15 protein-coding genes are annotated in these 16,631 nt (G+C 39.6%); 3 read left to right on the forward strand and 12 right to left on the reverse strand.

Annotated features, from left to right (window positions below; genetic code table 11):
- Nucleotides 1-12: 12 nt before the first annotated feature.
- Complete coding sequence (locus F959_RS13125) at nucleotides 13-1,080, reverse strand: ferredoxin reductase (RefSeq protein ID WP_004880939.1); 1,068 nt, start codon at nucleotides 1,078-1,080, stop codon at nucleotides 13-15.
- 138 nt (nucleotides 1,081-1,218) lie between these two features.
- On the opposite strand from F959_RS13125, the gene fabR reads away from it, so the two are divergent.
- Nucleotides 1,219-1,914, forward strand: coding sequence for an HTH-type transcriptional repressor FabR (fabR, locus tag F959_RS13130; RefSeq protein ID WP_004880941.1), 696 nt, complete (start codon nucleotides 1,219-1,221; stop codon nucleotides 1,912-1,914).
- A 22-nt stretch (nucleotides 1,915-1,936) separates the two neighbouring features.
- Here fabR and F959_RS13135 read toward each other — a convergent pair whose 3' ends face one another.
- Nucleotides 1,937-3,070: a DUF389 domain-containing protein gene (locus tag F959_RS13135; RefSeq protein WP_004880944.1), complete on the reverse strand. Its 1,134-nt coding sequence runs from the start codon at nucleotides 3,068-3,070 to the stop codon at nucleotides 1,937-1,939.
- A 249-nt stretch (nucleotides 3,071-3,319) separates the two neighbouring features.
- On the opposite strand from F959_RS13135, the gene dps reads away from it, so the two are divergent.
- A complete protein-coding gene (dps, locus tag F959_RS13140; RefSeq protein ID WP_004880945.1) occupies nucleotides 3,320-3,817 on the forward strand; it encodes a DNA starvation/stationary phase protection protein Dps in 498 nt (165 codons plus the stop codon).
- A 59-nt stretch (nucleotides 3,818-3,876) separates the two neighbouring features.
- Here dps and rapA read toward each other — a convergent pair whose 3' ends face one another.
- The 10 genes from rapA to F959_RS13185 all read right to left on the reverse strand — a co-directional run bounded on the left by rapA (nucleotide 3,877) and on the right by F959_RS13185 (nucleotide 15,864).
- On the reverse strand, nucleotides 3,877-6,714 hold the full coding sequence (gene rapA, locus F959_RS13145) for an RNA polymerase-associated protein RapA (protein WP_004880947.1): 2,838 nt from the start codon (nucleotides 6,712-6,714) through the stop codon (nucleotides 3,877-3,879).
- 143 nt (nucleotides 6,715-6,857) lie between these two features.
- A complete protein-coding gene (locus F959_RS13150) occupies nucleotides 6,858-7,502 on the reverse strand; it encodes an RluA family pseudouridine synthase (protein WP_171056564.1) in 645 nt (214 codons plus the stop codon).
- Between the two features lie 142 nt (nucleotides 7,503-7,644).
- Complete coding sequence (locus F959_RS13155) at nucleotides 7,645-8,061, reverse strand: GlcG/HbpS family heme-binding protein (protein ID WP_004880951.1); 417 nt, start codon at nucleotides 8,059-8,061, stop codon at nucleotides 7,645-7,647.
- Nucleotides 8,062-8,408: 347 nt separating this feature from the next.
- Nucleotides 8,409-9,707, reverse strand: coding sequence for a glutamate-1-semialdehyde 2,1-aminomutase (gene hemL / locus F959_RS13160; protein ID WP_004880953.1), 1,299 nt, complete (start codon nucleotides 9,705-9,707; stop codon nucleotides 8,409-8,411).
- 82 nt (nucleotides 9,708-9,789) lie between these two features.
- The gene (gene thiE, locus F959_RS13165) at nucleotides 9,790-10,401 is read right to left on the reverse strand and encodes a thiamine phosphate synthase (RefSeq protein WP_004880954.1); all 612 of its coding nucleotides are present in this window, start codon (nucleotides 10,399-10,401) and stop codon (nucleotides 9,790-9,792) included.
- Nucleotides 10,402-10,613: 212 nt separating this feature from the next.
- Nucleotides 10,614-10,724: a hypothetical protein gene (locus tag F959_RS16770; protein ID WP_161626788.1), complete on the reverse strand. Its 111-nt coding sequence runs from the start codon at nucleotides 10,722-10,724 to the stop codon at nucleotides 10,614-10,616.
- Between the two features lie 117 nt (nucleotides 10,725-10,841).
- The gene (locus tag F959_RS13170) at nucleotides 10,842-11,957 is read right to left on the reverse strand and encodes an ABC transporter permease (protein ID WP_004880955.1); all 1,116 of its coding nucleotides are present in this window, start codon (nucleotides 11,955-11,957) and stop codon (nucleotides 10,842-10,844) included.
- 4 nt (nucleotides 11,958-11,961) lie between these two features.
- Nucleotides 11,962-13,083, reverse strand: a complete 1,122-nt coding sequence (locus F959_RS13175; protein ID WP_004880956.1) for an ABC transporter permease — start codon at nucleotides 13,081-13,083, stop codon at nucleotides 11,962-11,964.
- Nucleotides 13,083-14,855, reverse strand: a complete 1,773-nt coding sequence (locus F959_RS13180) for an ATP-binding cassette domain-containing protein (protein ID WP_004880957.1) — start codon at nucleotides 14,853-14,855, stop codon at nucleotides 13,083-13,085. The genes F959_RS13175 and F959_RS13180 overlap by 1 nt, the downstream gene beginning before the upstream one ends.
- A gap of 10 nt (nucleotides 14,856-14,865) precedes the next feature.
- Nucleotides 14,866-15,864: an HlyD family secretion protein gene (locus F959_RS13185; protein ID WP_004880958.1), complete on the reverse strand. Its 999-nt coding sequence runs from the start codon at nucleotides 15,862-15,864 to the stop codon at nucleotides 14,866-14,868.
- Between the two features lie 106 nt (nucleotides 15,865-15,970).
- Between F959_RS13185 and F959_RS13190 the strand changes: the two genes are divergently transcribed.
- Nucleotides 15,971-16,603, forward strand: a complete 633-nt coding sequence (locus F959_RS13190; protein WP_004880959.1) for a TetR/AcrR family transcriptional regulator — start codon at nucleotides 15,971-15,973, stop codon at nucleotides 16,601-16,603.
- The last annotated feature ends 28 nt before the right edge of the window (nucleotides 16,604-16,631 follow it).

A 16,631-nucleotide genomic window follows, 5' to 3' on the forward strand; every position in this document is an offset into this window, starting at 1 on the left:
TTAATTTCTCTCTTATAGATCAATCACAAGATCTGATTGAGCTGAATTCACACAAATTTTTAATAACTGAGTGGGTTCTTGATTGGCAGCACCGTTCAATAAATTTCGTGTCGCACCTTGAGCTTTATTACATGCACATTTATTACAAATACCCATACGACAACCATGATTTGGCTTGATACCTTGCTGTTCTAAACTTGATAAAATCGACTGTCCTTTCGGAATCGCAACTGTTTTATTCGATTTCGTCAATGTGACATTAATGAAGCCTGTATCGGTTAAATCTGCATCGAATTGGCTCAAACTAAAGGCTTCTGTTTGAATCGCAGCAGCATGGCTCAATAACGCTTCAGCTGTCGCCGCAAACCCTGATGGGCCACATGCATAAACAGTTGTGTTATCTAAGTTTTCAAGTTGATCTATATGCGCTTGATTCAAACGTTGATCTTGGGCTTGAGTATAAAAAACCTGATAGCTAAAATTAGGAAAATTTTCTGTAATTTCAGTCAAATAATCGACATAAGCAGCATCTTCATTGGTTTTAACCCAGTACATGAGTTTGACCGTTGTTGTTTGAAGTTGCTTTGACTGACTCAAACCTTCAACTAAACTCAACATCGGCGTAATACCACTTCCCGCTGCAAGCAATAACAAATGAGGGGTTTGAATATGTTGTTGCATATCCCCGTAAGGTTGACCCAAACGTAAAATATTTCCAACTTGACTCTGCTCGACCAACCATGAACTGACCACACCTTGGTCTACTTTTTTCACAGTTAAACACAAATGATCATGATCTAACTGCATCATGCTATAGGTGCGCTCATAATGGCGACCAGCAATCTCTACAGTGACAGGATGATGTTGCCCTGCTACACCATGTTTAACATGACGATTGCATTGCAAAATAAGACTAACCGTATCTTTTGCCACAATTTGTTTTTTTACGATTTTGGCAAGTGGCTGATTTACAGACCACAAAGGATTAATTTTCTGTAACCAAAAATTGGTGTCATGACTATTCATTACGCTTTGAGCTAATGAATTGAATAGAGAAATTCTCTTTTCGACTGCTTGCATGAGCGATAACTCTGATCGTTTTTTAATTATTATACATATGTATATATATTTGTATATACACTCGTATAAAAATTTACATTTCACAAGTTCATCGACTACAGCTATAATCCCGACTAGCTTACTTATATTTTGAAAACAATGGTTCATTCTTCTTTTTTACCGCTCGGCTCAGACACATTAAATGAACAAGATGTCATCGCGATGAAAACACCTGTACGTTCAGTTGGCAGAAAAGCAACAATTACGAAAGAAGAGTTATTCCAAGCAACTTTGAATCTAATTGGCCCGCAGAAAAGCATTGCTTCATTGAGCTTACGTGAAATTGCGCGTGAAGCTGGTATTGCCCCAAATAGCTTTTATCGTCATTTCAAAGATATTGATGAACTAGCTATTGCTTTGATTGATCGTTCTGGTTTAGTGCTACGTAAAATCATTCGTGAAGCACGCTTACAGGCATCAATGCAGCAAAGTATTATCCGCAGCTCAGTTGAAGTATTTATTCAACAACTTGATGCGGATGAAGGAAATTTAAGTTTATTGCTTCGTGAAGGCTACACAGGTTCGACCTCGTACAAAGCTGCGGTTGATCGTCAGCTTAATTTCTTTCAACAAGAACTCCAAGAAGATTTAATTCGTTTAGAACAAATGAATGATAGCAAAATCAGCCATGCTGACCTTGTTGCCAAAGCAATTACGCAACTCGTATTCAACATGGGCGCACGCGTTATTGATATTCCTTCTGAGCAACGCATGGAAGTTGCAGAACAAACCATGATCATGATTCGAATGATCTTGGAAGGTGCTCGTCATTTAGACGAGGCGAGCATTCGCTAATTTCTTCACTCTTTTAATATACTTACTGTGTGATTAAGCGCTTTGCCGCTTGATCACTCAAATTTAATGCTTGCTTATCCCCCACCTGAATAATGTGTATCGGTATAAATCGAACCTGAACAATAGTGGGTTTCTTTTTAGTGTCTTTAGGCAAAACATCATTTAATTTTTGAATTTCAACCGAACTTGGCACCGTATCGCCCTCGACCACCACACGGGCTAAGGTATATTCACTTTGAGCATCAAACTGTATTTTATCGATAATATTATTATTTTTATTTAGTGTTGAAATAATTGCGGTGCGTGCTTTGGTTTCGTAAATTTGCTTTTGAATCATATGCAAAAAATTTGCAGTTAAATACACACCGAGAACCAGCAGAAATAATAAGCTCACAAAGTTTCGTTTAATAAATTCTATTACATTACTTTGTACCTCCTCATCTGATCCACGTCTAAAACCTGCAATCCATAACACCAAGGAAGAACTAATTTGAATCGCAATAATATTGGTAAATGCCAATAACATAGCATTCGCAGAGAGACGTAAATCCCAATGTGCAAGCAAAATACCACTTGCAACCAAAGGCGGAACAAGTGCTGTAGCAACTGCGACCCCAACCACGGCAACCGATAATCGTGGTGAAACTGATGCGAATGCCCCAGCAGCTCCCCCAGCCAGTGCAATCATTAGATCAATCACATTCGGTTGGGTACGGGATAGGATTTCATGTGTCAGTGGCATATTAAAATTAATAAGGCCCAATATCACCCCAATCCCAAAAATCATTGCCACGCCAAGTGCTAAGGTCTTCAATGCCGTGACGAATAAGATCCAACGATTATCAATGAAAGATAGTGCAATCCCCGAAATTGGACCAAGCATCATTGCTACAAGCATCGCACCAATCACCACAGCAGAAGAATCTGCGAGTAGACCATAACCTGCGATCACAGCAGCCAAAGCATTCATAATGAAAAATGTTTTGGTGGGTAATGCATCTGCCTGAATATTGAGACGTACGAGCTTATGATCTATCTTTTTAGAATTTTCACGTAATGCTTGCTTATAGCGTAACTTTTCTTTTAAAACCTCAATCTTCTCTTGTTCTGGATGATCATTAATAACAATGGTTGCTTTATCTTTTTCATTTTCCATTTGTTCTATCTCTTCATTTGAAAGTCAAATTAGCTACCATTTTATCGGTGCTATTTAACATTTATCTTAGATCAGTCTACTTTAACCTAAGATGCTGTAATCACTTCAAAAAAGGTATTTAAACTCACTATAATTTACAAAAGGCTTAACAATTCGAACACTCATCTGGCCACTCAAGGCTTACTCTAAATATGAAATAAATAGTTTTTATTCACTGTGTTTCACAAACGATAACTGAATGAGGTAACTATGAATTCTTCAGCAGCGAAAAATTTAAAAGTTTATACACGTAATAATTTAGATGATTCGATTAAAGAAGCGACTGTAAAAATATTAAATCAAATTCTTGCCAATCTTATCGATTTATCATTATTAACCAAGCAAGCACATTGGAACATGCGTGGTAGTAATTTCATCGCAGTGCATGAAATGTTAGATATGTTCCGTACTTCGATTATTACTCACTTAGATAATGTCGCTGAACGTGCAGTACAAATCGGTGGTACAGCTTTGGGTACAACTCAGACAGTTTCTGAAACGTCGCATTTAAAGCCATATCCTGTGGCGATTCATGCAGTTCAAGATCATCTAAAAGAGCTTGCTGATCGTTATGGTGTCGTTGCGAATCATTTGCGCGATACGATTGATGAAATTAAAGATCCAATTTCGGAAGATATTATTCATGCAGCTTTAGAAGACCTTGATCAATATTTATGGTTCTTGGAAGCCAATATTGAGCAAAGCTAATTATTTCAGCTAATAAAAAAGAGGACTCAATTGTCCTCTTTTTTTTGTTTCTATCTCAGTTAAGGTTTAACAACAACCAAGACCTGAATCGCTTCTGGTGTCACAGACAAACTATCGAGTAAGCCTAGCCCTTCTTTTTGGAACTTCTGTAAACGCTCGATTTCATCTTGGCGAATACTTGGGTTAAATTGCTTGAGGTAAGCTAAACGGTCAATTTCATATTGCCATTTTCCACTGTAATGCTCTTTCGCTTGTTGCATTAATTCTGGCAATGATTCTTTTGCAATATCCAAAGCCTGTGCATAACGCGACTCAATTATTTCACGACGCGCTTTCACCACTTGACGACAGCTATTGCCATCTAAATGATGCAAGTATGGACGCAAAATGCTTGGATCAATCTTCGCAGACAAGTCTTGGCCATTTTCACTGAGCAATACACGGATCAATTGCTTTGGCAAACTTGCTGGTAAATTCAAAGCTTTTGGTGCAACTACATCAACCTTAAACCACACTTCAAGTAAGACTGAACCCTGCTTCAATGCATTTGATTTCAGCAATGCAACATTGGTACTACCAAATGACTGTGTACGGATCATTTCCATTACACTTTCAATAAATGGGTGTTCCAACGTCAAATACTGAGCATCTTCACGAATTTGTGCCTGATCACGATAGAAGGTCGCCGTCATACCTTCTTCATCCAAAGTCAAACCTTGAACTTGCATTTGATCCGTTGGTTTGATGATCACTGTACCGTTACTTTGCTCATCAAAATCAATATTGGTTGATGACATGAAACGCTTCACAAACATCGGCAAAGTGGTGTTGTCATCATAATCTTCAAGCGCTTGAACAATGCCTTGCGCTACAACAGGACGGCAAGAGTTGTACTCAAGCAAACGATCACGACCTGCTTGTAATTCAGCTTCCAATGCTTGACGTTGTACATTCACTTCTTCAAGTAAATCTTCAAAGGTCTGACCTTGATCTGCGAGTAAGCAATCTTTCAGCTCAACAATAAAATTCTCTTGTAGCGTTTGTGCCGTTGGAGAAATATTGCTGAAAATATTCAGTGCTTCATTATACCAACGGAACATACGCTCTTGCGCTGTACCCATGAGATAAGGCACATGAATTTGAATACGGTTTTCTTGACCGATACGATCCAAACGACCAATACGCTGTTCAAGTACGTCAGGGTTTGCGGGTAAATCAAATAAGATCAGGTCACTGGCAAACTGGAAGTTACGTCCTTCCGAACCAATTTCCGAACAAAGAAGAATCTGTGCGCCATAGCTGTCTTCTGCAAAATATGCTGCAGCTTGGTCACGCTCTAATAAGCTCATGCCTTCGTGGAACATCGCGGTACGAATGCCCGCATGTAAACGCAAAACATTTTCCAATGCTTCAACCACTGGCCCACTACGCGCAATCAACAACACTTTTTTATGTTTTAAATCTTTACGCAAAACTTCCATCAACCAAGGCACACGCGGATCATTTTCCATCCACGCGCCATCAAGTTGACCTTCTTCTGGCCACATTTGCTCACGCATTTTGCCATCAAACGACCAGTCATCTGGTGCAGCTAAAGGTGCAGGTTGGCAATCACGACCAGGGAAGCCTTGAATCGCTTCACGGGTATTACGGAACAAAATACGACCTGTACCATGACGATCCAATAATTCGTGAATCGCACGCATACGTTGTTCAGGCTGATCATCAATACGATGACCCAATAAGCCATCCAATGCAGTAAGATGCTCTTCTGTTAATGGATCATCAGACATCAACACTTCAGCAACTTTTGCTGTTTGTTGATATTGTTCCTCTTCATCAAGGAAGCGATCTAAGCTACTAAAACGTTGCGGATCGAGTAACCGTAAACGTGCAAAATGACTTTCTACACCTAACTGTTCAGGTGTTGCAGTGAGCAGCAACACACCTGCAGTTTGTTCTGCAAGTTCTTCGACTAGATCATAACGATCATTGCCACCTTCTTCTTCACTCCACATCAAATGATGTGCTTCATCGACAACCAATAGATCAAAACCAGCTTCCATCGCCTGCTCACGCAAGTCATCATGGTCAACCATCAGGTCAACGCTGGCAATAATGCATTGTTCAGTCAAGAACGGATTTAAATCAGGATCATGTTCTTTGATCGATGCAGTACGAGTTAAATCAAATAGAGAGAATTGCAGATTGAAACGGCGACGCATTTCAATCATCCACTGATATTGCAGTGAATCAGGCACTAAAATCAGAATACGTTCTGAACGTCCTGTTTTCAGTTGTTGATGAATGATCAAACCCGCTTCAATGGTTTTACCCAAGCCAACTTCGTCAGCCAGTAAAACACGCGGCGCAAAACGCTTGCCGACTTCATGCGCAATATAAAGCTGATGCGGAATTAAACCGACACGCGCGCCAAGAAAACCACGTAAAGGACTAGTGTGCATTTGCGCTTGCAACAACATTGCTTCAATGCGGAGGTCATACCACTCTTTATAATCGACTTGGCTTGCCAAAAGACGTTCTAAGGGTTTTGACAGCTGGATTTGCGCACCAATACGGGTTTCGTTCAGTGACTTGCGTTCTTGTTCGCCATTTTCCAGCGTACGAACCACATCGTAACGAAGGACACCATGACGGTCTTCAATCGACTCAACAGTCCACTTGACGCCTTCTTGGTCTTGCACTTCATCATTAACGTTAAAGATGATGCGAGATAAAGGCGCATTGTTTCGTGCATAGACACGAGTTTCATCACTTTTTGGGAATAAAATGCTGATAGAACGCTCATCGACATCAATAAGAACACCTAAACCAAGTTCAGTTTCTGTATCTGATAACCAACGTTGACCAATAGCAAACTGCTGCAATTTTTCCACCTTTATCTCAAGTTAGCCCACATATTGTATTCCTTAAATCAGATTAAATTTAAGGCATTTTATGTAGTTTTCAACAATGTATTTTGACACAAAGCACGATCAAATAGCGTGCATCACATCGTGTTTCATAAAAAAGTTTTAGACTAAAACGGCACGGCACAATTAAAGCTAAGTTGTGCACCAGTTTTAGGATGAGCGAAACTCAATTGTGTTGCATGTAAACACAATCGATCGTAAAGCTGCTGCTGTTCAGGTGTGGCATATAGGGTATCACCGAGAATCGGATGACCAAGATATTGCATATGCACACGAAGCTGATGTGAACGTCCTGTAATCGGAATCAATTTGACTCGAGTTACAGCTTGTCCTTGAATTTCTAGATGTTCGATCACTTGCCATTCGGTTAATGCAGGTTTGTGATGATTAGTATCAACGATATGTAATGGCGGGCGACTTGGATCATAAATCACAGGAATATCGACGGTGCCCTGACCTTCTAAATGTCCTGCAACCAAAGCTTGATAAATTTTTGAGGTTTGACGATCTTGGAATTGGCGTGAAATATTACTCTGTCCAAATTTAGACAAACCAAACACTAAGATGCCAGAGGTATCACGATCTAAACGATGAATCAGTAAAGTTTTTTGTTCTAGTTCTAATAGACGATTGATTAAACAATCTTGTAAATCAGGTGTTTTCCCTGGCACGGTCAGTAAGCCTGCTGGTTTATGGATGACCATAAAATCTTCATCACGATGAATCAAATGTTCACTTAGAAAATCACTCAAGGTAGCCTTCCAACGACTGGATGAAAACAAGCGGGCAATCATAAAAAGCTTGGCGCTGAATTACAATGCATGACACGTATTTTTACTCTTTTTTTTCGTGTTTCTCTCGATATTTCATCCAGAATTGAATTTAAATGATGATTTAGGTCTGTTGCTCTAGGAATTGTTGAATCGCATGCTGAGCAATTTCTGCATCTTGAAAAGATTGTACACCCGAAATACCAACAGCCCCTACAACCTGTCCTTGATAAACAATCGGCTCACCACCTTCTAACATGCCTTTTGCAGCATTTATGGTTAAAAAGCCGATTTTCCCATCACGGATCATATCTTCTGATACTTTGGTTGCTCTACGGCTAACAGCAGCTGATTTTGCTTTTTCTTGACAAATTTCGGTCGATAATACGGATGCACCATCCATACGCTTCATCATCAGCAGCGTTCCACCTTCATCAACCACTGCAATACTGACATTAAAGCTATGTTCTGTTGCATATTGTGATGCTGCATCAACCAGAATTTCTACATCCGCAGCAGTTAAATAATGTTTAGTTTTCATCCGTTACTCCATTCCTATGAGTTTCTTATAAAAAGTTTGTTTAAAATTATATTATCAGCACTATCTTACAGCCTGCCTAAGCCCATATATCCACGCTTTGGAGCAGCTAAAGACAAACACAAAGATAGTGGATTATTCAAGCATATTTTACTCAATGGTACAGTAAAGATTCTTTATATTTATTGCTATTCTTAGCTTAGTTTTATCGTACAAATAAATGAGACTTCAGTAAGATTCCGTTGCGATCAAGCATTATTTTTAAACCTGTTAAGCTCTATATTCAGCTCAATTAAAATGCATCCATAAAAAAAGCCCGAATAAATCGGGCTTCTGTATGCATCATAGCATTATTTCATTTCTGCAAAAGTTTCTTTTGCTGCCTGAATAGTGTCTGCAATATCTTGATCTGAATGCATAGATGAAATAAATCCAGCTTCAAATGCTGATGGCGCAAGATAGACACCACGCTTTAACATGCCATGGAAGAATTTCTTAAATGCTTCAACATCACAAGCCAACATTGAATCAAAGCTAGTAATGTCATCTTGATCTGTGAAATACAAACCAAACATGCCACCCACTTGCTGGGTCTTGAATGGAATCCCTGCTTCGTCTGCGGCCGTCTGCAAACCTGCAAGTAATTTTGCTAACTGAGCAGCGAGCTTTTCATAAAACTCTGGTTCACGTAAATGTTTAAACATTGCAATACCCGCGCGCATAGCCAATGGGTTGCCTGACAATGTACCTGCTTGATAAACACCACCTAAAGGGGCGATGCATTCCATAATTTCACGTTTACCACCAAAAGCGCCGACTGGTAAGCCCGCACCAATGATTTTACCCAACGTGGTCAAGTCAGGTTTAACGTCATAGACCGATTGAGCACCACCTAAAGCGACACGGAAACCGGTCATTACTTCATCAATGATAAAGACTGATTTATATTCATCACAAACATCACGGATCGCTTGCAAGAAACCGTCGATTGGCGTTACCAAGTTCATGTTGCCTGCAACAGGCTCAATGATCACGCCTGCAATTTCATGACCAAATTTACTAAAGCATTCTTTCAATGCTTCGATGTTGTTATATGGCAGCGTTAAGGTATGTTTTGCAAAATCAGCAGGTACACCTTTTGAGGTTGGTTCTCCTTCCCCTAAAGTCAATAAGCCTGAACCTGCTTTCACTAATAATGAATCCGAATGACCGTGGTAGCAGCCTTCAAACTTTACAATCTTGTCACGACCTGTGTAACCACGAGCCAAACGAATCGCCGTCATGGTCGCTTCTGTACCCGAACTGGTCATACGCACCAATTCGATTGAAGGCATGATCTCGCAGATGGTATCTGCTAAAGTGGTTTCGTATACCGTTGGCGCACCAAAGCTTAAGCCATCTTCCGCAGCAGTTTGTACTGCTTGAATAATATCTGGATGCGCGTGACCCAAAATCATTGGCCCCCATGAACCGACATAGTCCACATAGCGCTTACCATCAACATCCCATAAATACGCCCCTTTTGCCTTTTCAATAAAGACAGGCGTACCACCAACACCGTTAAATGCACGTACAGGTGAATTTACACCACCTGGAATATGTTTATTTGCTTGTTTAAATAGCTGTTCTTGCTTTGGAGATAAGCTCATAAAAGACTCAACCTAAAATCGAGGACGAGGAACGTTGTCGTTCCGAGAAACAATAAAAGTTCCGCAAAACGGATACATATAATTAGTCAAATAACGTTGCCCATGCATTTACACGAGCAGGAATTTCAGCTGTTGATCGCCCTAATATATCACTAATTACCGCACAAAGGCTTGCACCTGCCTCAATCACCACTTGAGAATTTTCAACGGTCAAACCGCCAATCGCACAAATTGGTACAGCGAATTTTTGTTTGGCTTGTTTAATGACTTCGATGCCGACATTACCTGCTTCTGGTTTGGTTGAGGTGGCATAAACCGCACCAAAGGCTACATAAGTTGCACCATCAGCAATCGCCTTTTCAGCCAACTCCAGTGAGTTTAAGCAGGTACGACCAATAATCACACCTTTCGGTAAACGCGCAGCAGCATCACTTATTTCACCATCAGATTGTCCAAGATGTACACCTAAACCAAACTGTTCAGCCAGTGCCAAATCATCATTAATGACAAACGGGACTTGATGCTTTTCACAAAGTGCTTTGATCTGTTGTACTTCTAATGGCTGATCTAGTTTTGCTATTTTTTTACGGCGATACTGTAAAATGGCAACCTGCCCAGTCGATAACGCAACATCTAATTTTTCTAATAATAATTGTATTGGATCATCATTGGTGATGAGATAAAGACCGCGCATAAATCACTCGATAAAGATATTTTCGAGTGATACTTTAGTCAATCTGTGTATTGGAATCTATACTCAATTTATCCAATGTTCAGAATATCGACACGATATTTTTAGCACTCAAGCTCACTGTCTTTTCGCACACATTTGTTAACGACACGTTTAATATCTTACGCTTTTTAAAGCCGCCTACGATTTTTCAATGAGAAACTAACCATTATAAATCAGAGAAAATACTCCCAAATGATATAGCCCAAACCAAAACCCAAAAAGGCATAGAGTGTAATAATAAAAAAAACAAAGCTCGCATTATTTTTCTTTCTTAAAAAGCTCACCTTCACACCTCAACATAAAACTAGCTTATGTTTATTGTGCCCATTTCAATATCCAACCAGTAGGTACAGAATCTGATTAAAAAGCTATAACAGACAGCTGATCATTTTTCAAAAGACCTAAGACAGACGATTTCTAAACAGCCATGCAGCTAAAGGTAATGTGATTATCGCGAGTACAAACATCGGTACAAAATCCCACTTCACTTGTGAAAACGTTGCCCCCTCTAAATACACTCGCTGTACAAGATCAATTCCAAAACGAAGTGGGTTCGCGTAAGTCGCAACCTCTAGCGCATGCGGCATATTCTGAACTGGTGTCAACAAACCAGATAACAACATTAATGGCATGATAATAAAGAATGTAAATAACATTGCTTGTTGCATATTGAGAGAAATTGCTGAAATGGACAGTCCAACTCCAACAACAGCAATATTAAAAAACAATAAGCCAAAATAAAGCAGAGTTAAGGAGCCATTCATTGGAATTTGAAACCAAAATAAAATGATGCAAAGAATAATAGTCGATTGCATCAAACCGACAAAAATAGGCGGCAAAGCCTTACCGATCATGATATGAATCGGTGTATAAGGCGTTACCAATAATTGATCAAAAGTTCCTTGTTCTCTTTCTCTTGCTACCGAAAGTGAGGATAGCAATAATGTTTGCATCATACTTAATGCGGCAATTAACGATGGCATGATCCCCCATCGTGATTCCTGATTTGGGTTATACCAAGTTCGTACCTCTAAGTTGACTGATGCTTGCCCTAGGCGCTCCTGATTTACTTTTGCAACGACACTATTGATATAAGACCCAGCCATACCTGCCGTTGATGAATTTCGACCGTCTAAAATAACCTGTATCGGAGAAACTTCGCCTTGAGCCAGTTTATCTTCAAAATCTGAAGGAATACTAATGACGGCCAAAGCAGTACGATCATCGACCACAGTTTTGATCTGAGTGGCATTATTGAGCGTGGCCGTTCGATTAAAAATACCCGAACCATCAAGATGAGATAATAATTGCTGTGAAACTTGTCCTTTGCTTTGATCTAAGACGGCATAGTCCACATGATTGACATCATAACTTGCAGCATAGCCAAACAATAACGCCTGCATCAGCGCTGGCACAAATAAAATAATTCGATTTGCAGGATCACTAAAAATAGTGAGGAATTCTTTCTTCACTAAAACCAAGAGATAATTTAACCACACGACTATTTTTTCAATCATGTTATTACCTCAATCTCTTTTTTAATGATAAACACGATGCAAAGGTGAATAGCACAACATAGAGCATTAAAATTGCACATTCTTTCATCCATAAATGCCAATCATCGCCACCTAAAAACAACGTTTTGATCAAGGTCATAAAATGCGTTGCAGGAATAATTTGACTAATGAGCTGTACCACAAAAGGTAAATTTCGCGTATCAAATACAAATCCTGAGAGCATCATGGCAGGCATAAAACTCGCCAACAAAGCAATTTGGCTGGCTTGAAATTGGCTTTTAGAAGCGCCTGAAATCGTCAGTCCCATTAACAACGAAACCAATAAATATAAAAATGAAGCACTGATAATTGACGTCAATGAAGCTCGAATCGGCACATCAAAAATAAATGCCGCTGCCAATAAACACACGCCAATATCTATCATGCCAATCACGATATAAGGCGTTAATTTGGCAAGTACAATTTCTAGTGGTCGTACTGGTGTGACAAATAATGCCTCTAACGTTCCCCGATCTCTTTCTCTTGCGATTAATAAACCTGTTAAAAAAGCACCAATTAAAGTGAGGATCAGAACAATCAAGCCTGGAACTAAAAACCACGTGCTATTTGCAGATTCATTAAACCAAATCCTTTGTTCAACACTGATCACTCCATTTGAAACCTGCATATTTTGACGATCAGACTGGATCGCTTGGGCTGTTGTTAGGGCACCAGAAATATAACCTTGCAAAGTTGAAGCAATACTGGTCGATCGCCCATTAGTAATGATTTGAATGGTCGCAGCTTGATTGGTACTGGCTTGCGCAAAGTCAGCAGGAACATTTACAATCGCATCAATATCAGCCTGTCCCATCGCTTGTTCAGCTTGGGCAAAACTTGTATAAGGCACTGCTGTTATATATCGCGTTCCATTCAAGCCTGAAATTAACTGATTACTCTGTAGCGTTGCGTTTTGGACGACCACACCGACACGTCCGTTATTTAAATCGAAAGATAAGCCATAACCGAACAGTAAAATCAGGATAATTGGTAAAATCAGTCCTATCGCTAAACTACTTTTATCTCGTAATAATTGATGTGTTTCTTTTTTGATTAATGCCATCAAGCGAGCTACAGAGATACTCATTATGTATGCTCCTGCTTACGAGAACGTGCTTGTTCCACAATAGACATAAATGCACGATTCATATCACTATGGCTCGTTTCACCTGCCATTTGCCGAACTTGTTTTGGTGAACCAAGTGCTAATAATTTTCCAGCATCTTGAATCGCAATTCGATCACAATATTCAGCCTCTTCCATAAAATGCGTAGTAATAATAATGGTAATCCCTTGATTGGCGAGCTCTCCTATGCTGTACCAAAAAGAACGCCTCGCCAAAGGATCAATCCCACTAGTAGGCTCATCTAAAAAGATAATCTCAGGCTGATGCAATAAAGCCGCAGCCATCGACAAACGCTGTTTAAATCCATTCGGTAAATCACCACTTTTAGCATGTGGCTGTAATTGAAATTGATGCAGTGCTTTATCTATTTGTTGGTTAAGCTTCTTTCCAGATAAACCATAAGCACCACCAAAAAATTTTAAATTATCAAGTACCGTTAAATTGCTATATAAAGCGAATTTCTGAGAGACATAACCAATTTTTGCTCTCGCCTGTGCGCGTGCTGTGCGCAAGTTCATTCCAGCAACTTCTAAAGTGCCACTACTTGCAGGCAATAAACCACACAGCATTCTAAAAGTTGTTGTCTTCCCTGCGCCATTTGGCCCTAACAACCCAAAAATTTCACCGCGTTGCACATCAAAGGATGTATTTGCAACTGCGGTAAAATCACCAAATTTTCGTACTAAGTCTTTGACGATAATTGCTGATTGCGGTGTTTCAGCTAACTGCTTTTGAGATTCAAGAAAAGTATTGTCATTGCTATTTTCAACTTCAATTTTTTGTTGTTGAGCTTGATGTAAAAAACTCATAAATGCATCTTCTAACTCAGGTTTTCTAGGTGTAACCACTGCATTTGAAGGTAAATATTCTATTGGCAATTCAGGATATGTAGGTTGAGTAATAAAACGGACAACATCGCCTTTAGGAACGGCATCTACAATATATTTATGATTATCTAATAACTGGGCTTGTAAAACCCTTGCCTTCATTTGTTTTGGTGGTTCAACCTGCCAAGTTTGGCCTCTTACTTTTTCACTAAGCTCAGATGGTGTACCTTGTTGTAAAATTTTACCTTCATACATCACATACACTTCTGAACAACGTTCTGCTTCATCCATATATGCCGTGCTAATGATGACACTTAAATTTTCTTCCAGAACCAATTGTTTGATAATGATCCATAAATCCCTTCTCGATAAAGGATCAACACCGACACTCGGCTCATCGAGTAAGAGCAGTTCTGGTGAGCGAACTAAGGTGCAAGCCAAACCTAATTTTTGTTTCATTCCACCTGAAAGTTTCCCTGCTGGACGTTCAGTAAAATGGGTTAAATCAGTAATTTCTAATAGGCGAGCAAATCGTTGTTTCCGCACAGCATGAGGTACGCCATGCAAATCTGCATACAAATCCAAATTTTCTTGAATACTTAAATCTTCATATAAACCAAACCGTTGTGGCATATAGCTGATTCGGTCTTGTACTGATTGAGGATCTTTAGCAACATCAATTCCAAGTACTTCCAAAGAACCTGAACTTGGCTGATACAAGCCTGCAATCAAGCGCAAAAAAGTTGTTTTACCCGCACCATCGGGTCCAACCAATGCCGTAAGCTGTCCTGCTTTGACTGTAATATTTAAATCTTGGAGTGCATTTATGTCTTTCCCTTTTTTATTTTCACACGGAAAGACTTGGGTTAAGTCACGCGCCACCACCACTTGAGACAAAGTATTCATCAGCGTTCACTCACTTGTCCTTGGCAATTTTAACGGTGACAGGCTGCCCCATTTTTAATTGATCATTTGGATCATTTACATAAACACGAACCTCATACACCAAGGTTGTTCGAATATCTTCTGTTTGCACTGTTTTAGGGGTAAATTCTGCAACAGATGAGATATAACCAACTTTTCCTTGGATGGGTTGATCAGGCTTAGTATCTCGAATGATTTGGGCAACTGATCCCATTTTAATCCAGTCTAAATCTTTTTCATTTGCATATACTCTCACCCATTTCGGATTAGTCAGCGCCAAGGTATAAACTGCTTTCTGAGGGTTGGTCATATCTCCCGCTTCTTGCAACCTAGCACGCACCACTGCATCTACTGGTGAACGCAACTCACTTTGTGTAAGTTGGTATTTGATTAAATCTAAATTTGCTTGTGTTGCCTGATATTGAGCCTTAGTCGCAGCACGATCTTCAGCACGCGCTCCTTTTTTTAGTAATGCTAAATTCGCTTCACGCTCTTTCACTGAAGCTGCTGCTGTAGCTTGATTACTCTGTGCAAAATCTAGTTCTTGTTTGCTAATCGCTTGGCCAGAGGTACTTTTATTCAAAATCTGTAAGCGCTGATAATCTTTATTTGCTTTGTCTAGTTGGGCTTGGGCTGATACCAGCTGTGCTTTTGCCTGAGTAATTTGTTCAGGTCGAGTTCCTACTTCTTGCTCAATCATTGCCTGCTTTTGTACATTCAACTGCGCTTCCGCTTGCTGTTCTTGAATCTTCAAAGCATCTGTTTTTAATTCTGCCAATACCTGCCCTTTTTTAACTTTATCCCCCTCTTGCACTGATAAAGACTGGATTCTTCCTGTTTGTTCAAAAGCGAGTGAAATCTGGCGAATATCGACATTTCCATAGAGTGTGAGTTCCTGTTCGGTCTTTTTATCTTTATTAAAGAACCAAAGCACAACTGCTAAAAGAACAATGATACTGACCACAGCAACAGCAATGACTTTCTTGTTCATGGAATCAGACCTTTTTTATTAAAGTTTAAATTCAATTTAAATTTAAACTATATCAATTTAAGGAAAAAAGATATACTTAAAATTAAAGTTTGATTCAGAGTAAAAAATGTCTAGAGCTAGGCGCAGTGATGGTGATATTACCAAATCAAAAATTCTTGAGGCAGCAGGTCAATTGATTGCCCAAAATGGTTTTGCTCAGACAACAAACAAAGAAATTGCCAAATTGGCAGAGGTCGATTTAGCTGCGATTAACTATCATTTTGATGGTCGTGATGGTTTATATAGCGCTGTGTTGGCTGAAGCACATACACATTATCTCAACGAACAACAGTTATTGGCGCTCGTGGATAGCCCTCTCCCTCCGACACAAAAACTTGAAACATTTTTTGCAACGCTGGTGAGTAAGCTCGTTGAAAAAGATGTCTGGCATAGTAAAGTTTTTATTCGCGAATTATTTTCCCCTACATCGCATCTGCAAGCATTTATGCAGAGTGATGGTGCTAGAAAGTTTCAAGCCGTCCGAAAAATTATTAGTCAGGTTTCAGGACTAGATGAAAATCACCCAGCGCTATTACCTTGTGTTCTGAGTGTCGTTGCGCCATGTATGATGCTACTGATCGTCGGGAGTAATCTACCTGCACCCATACAAGATATTTCAAAAATGAATGCTCAACAATTGGTTAAGCATCTGATGACCTTTTCCTTAGCAGGTTTAGAAGCAATTAAACAACAGCAGTAAATCAAGCGAATGTAGCAAAAACAAAGTG

The organism is Acinetobacter venetianus RAG-1 = CIP 110063, assembly GCF_000368585.1.
In the GTDB taxonomy this organism is placed as follows: domain Bacteria; phylum Pseudomonadota; class Gammaproteobacteria; order Pseudomonadales; family Moraxellaceae; genus Acinetobacter; species Acinetobacter venetianus.

Bases quoted from the DNA above. Each gene is read 5' to 3' on its own strand.
- F959_RS13180 (WP_004880957.1), bottom strand. From the start codon at position 14,855: ATGAATACTTTGTCTCAAGTGGTGGTGGCGCGTGACTTAACCCAAGTC.
- F959_RS13155 (WP_004880951.1), bottom strand. From the start codon at position 8,061: ATGAAAACTAAACATTATTTAACTGCTGCGGATGTAGAAATTCTGGTT.
- F959_RS13125 (WP_004880939.1), bottom strand. From the start codon at position 1,080: ATGCAAGCAGTCGAAAAGAGAATTTCTCTATTCAATTCATTAGCTCAA.
- F959_RS13170 (WP_004880955.1), bottom strand. From the start codon at position 11,957: ATGATTGAAAAAATAGTCGTGTGGTTAAATTATCTCTTGGTTTTAGTG.
- thiE (WP_004880954.1), bottom strand. From the start codon at position 10,401: ATGCGCGGTCTTTATCTCATCACCAATGATGATCCAATACAATTATTA.
- F959_RS13175 (WP_004880956.1), bottom strand. From the start codon at position 13,083: ATGAGTATCTCTGTAGCTCGCTTGATGGCATTAATCAAAAAAGAAACA.
- F959_RS13185 (WP_004880958.1), bottom strand. From the start codon at position 15,864: ATGAACAAGAAAGTCATTGCTGTTGCTGTGGTCAGTATCATTGTTCTT.
- hemL (WP_004880953.1), bottom strand. From the start codon at position 9,707: ATGAGCTTATCTCCAAAGCAAGAACAGCTATTTAAACAAGCAAATAAA.
- dps (WP_004880945.1), top strand. From the start codon at position 3,320: ATGAATTCTTCAGCAGCGAAAAATTTAAAAGTTTATACACGTAATAAT.
- F959_RS13135 (WP_004880944.1), bottom strand. From the start codon at position 3,070: ATGGAAAATGAAAAAGATAAAGCAACCATTGTTATTAATGATCATCCA.
- fabR (WP_004880941.1), top strand. From the start codon at position 1,219: ATGGTTCATTCTTCTTTTTTACCGCTCGGCTCAGACACATTAAATGAA.
- F959_RS13190 (WP_004880959.1), top strand. From the start codon at position 15,971: ATGTCTAGAGCTAGGCGCAGTGATGGTGATATTACCAAATCAAAAATT.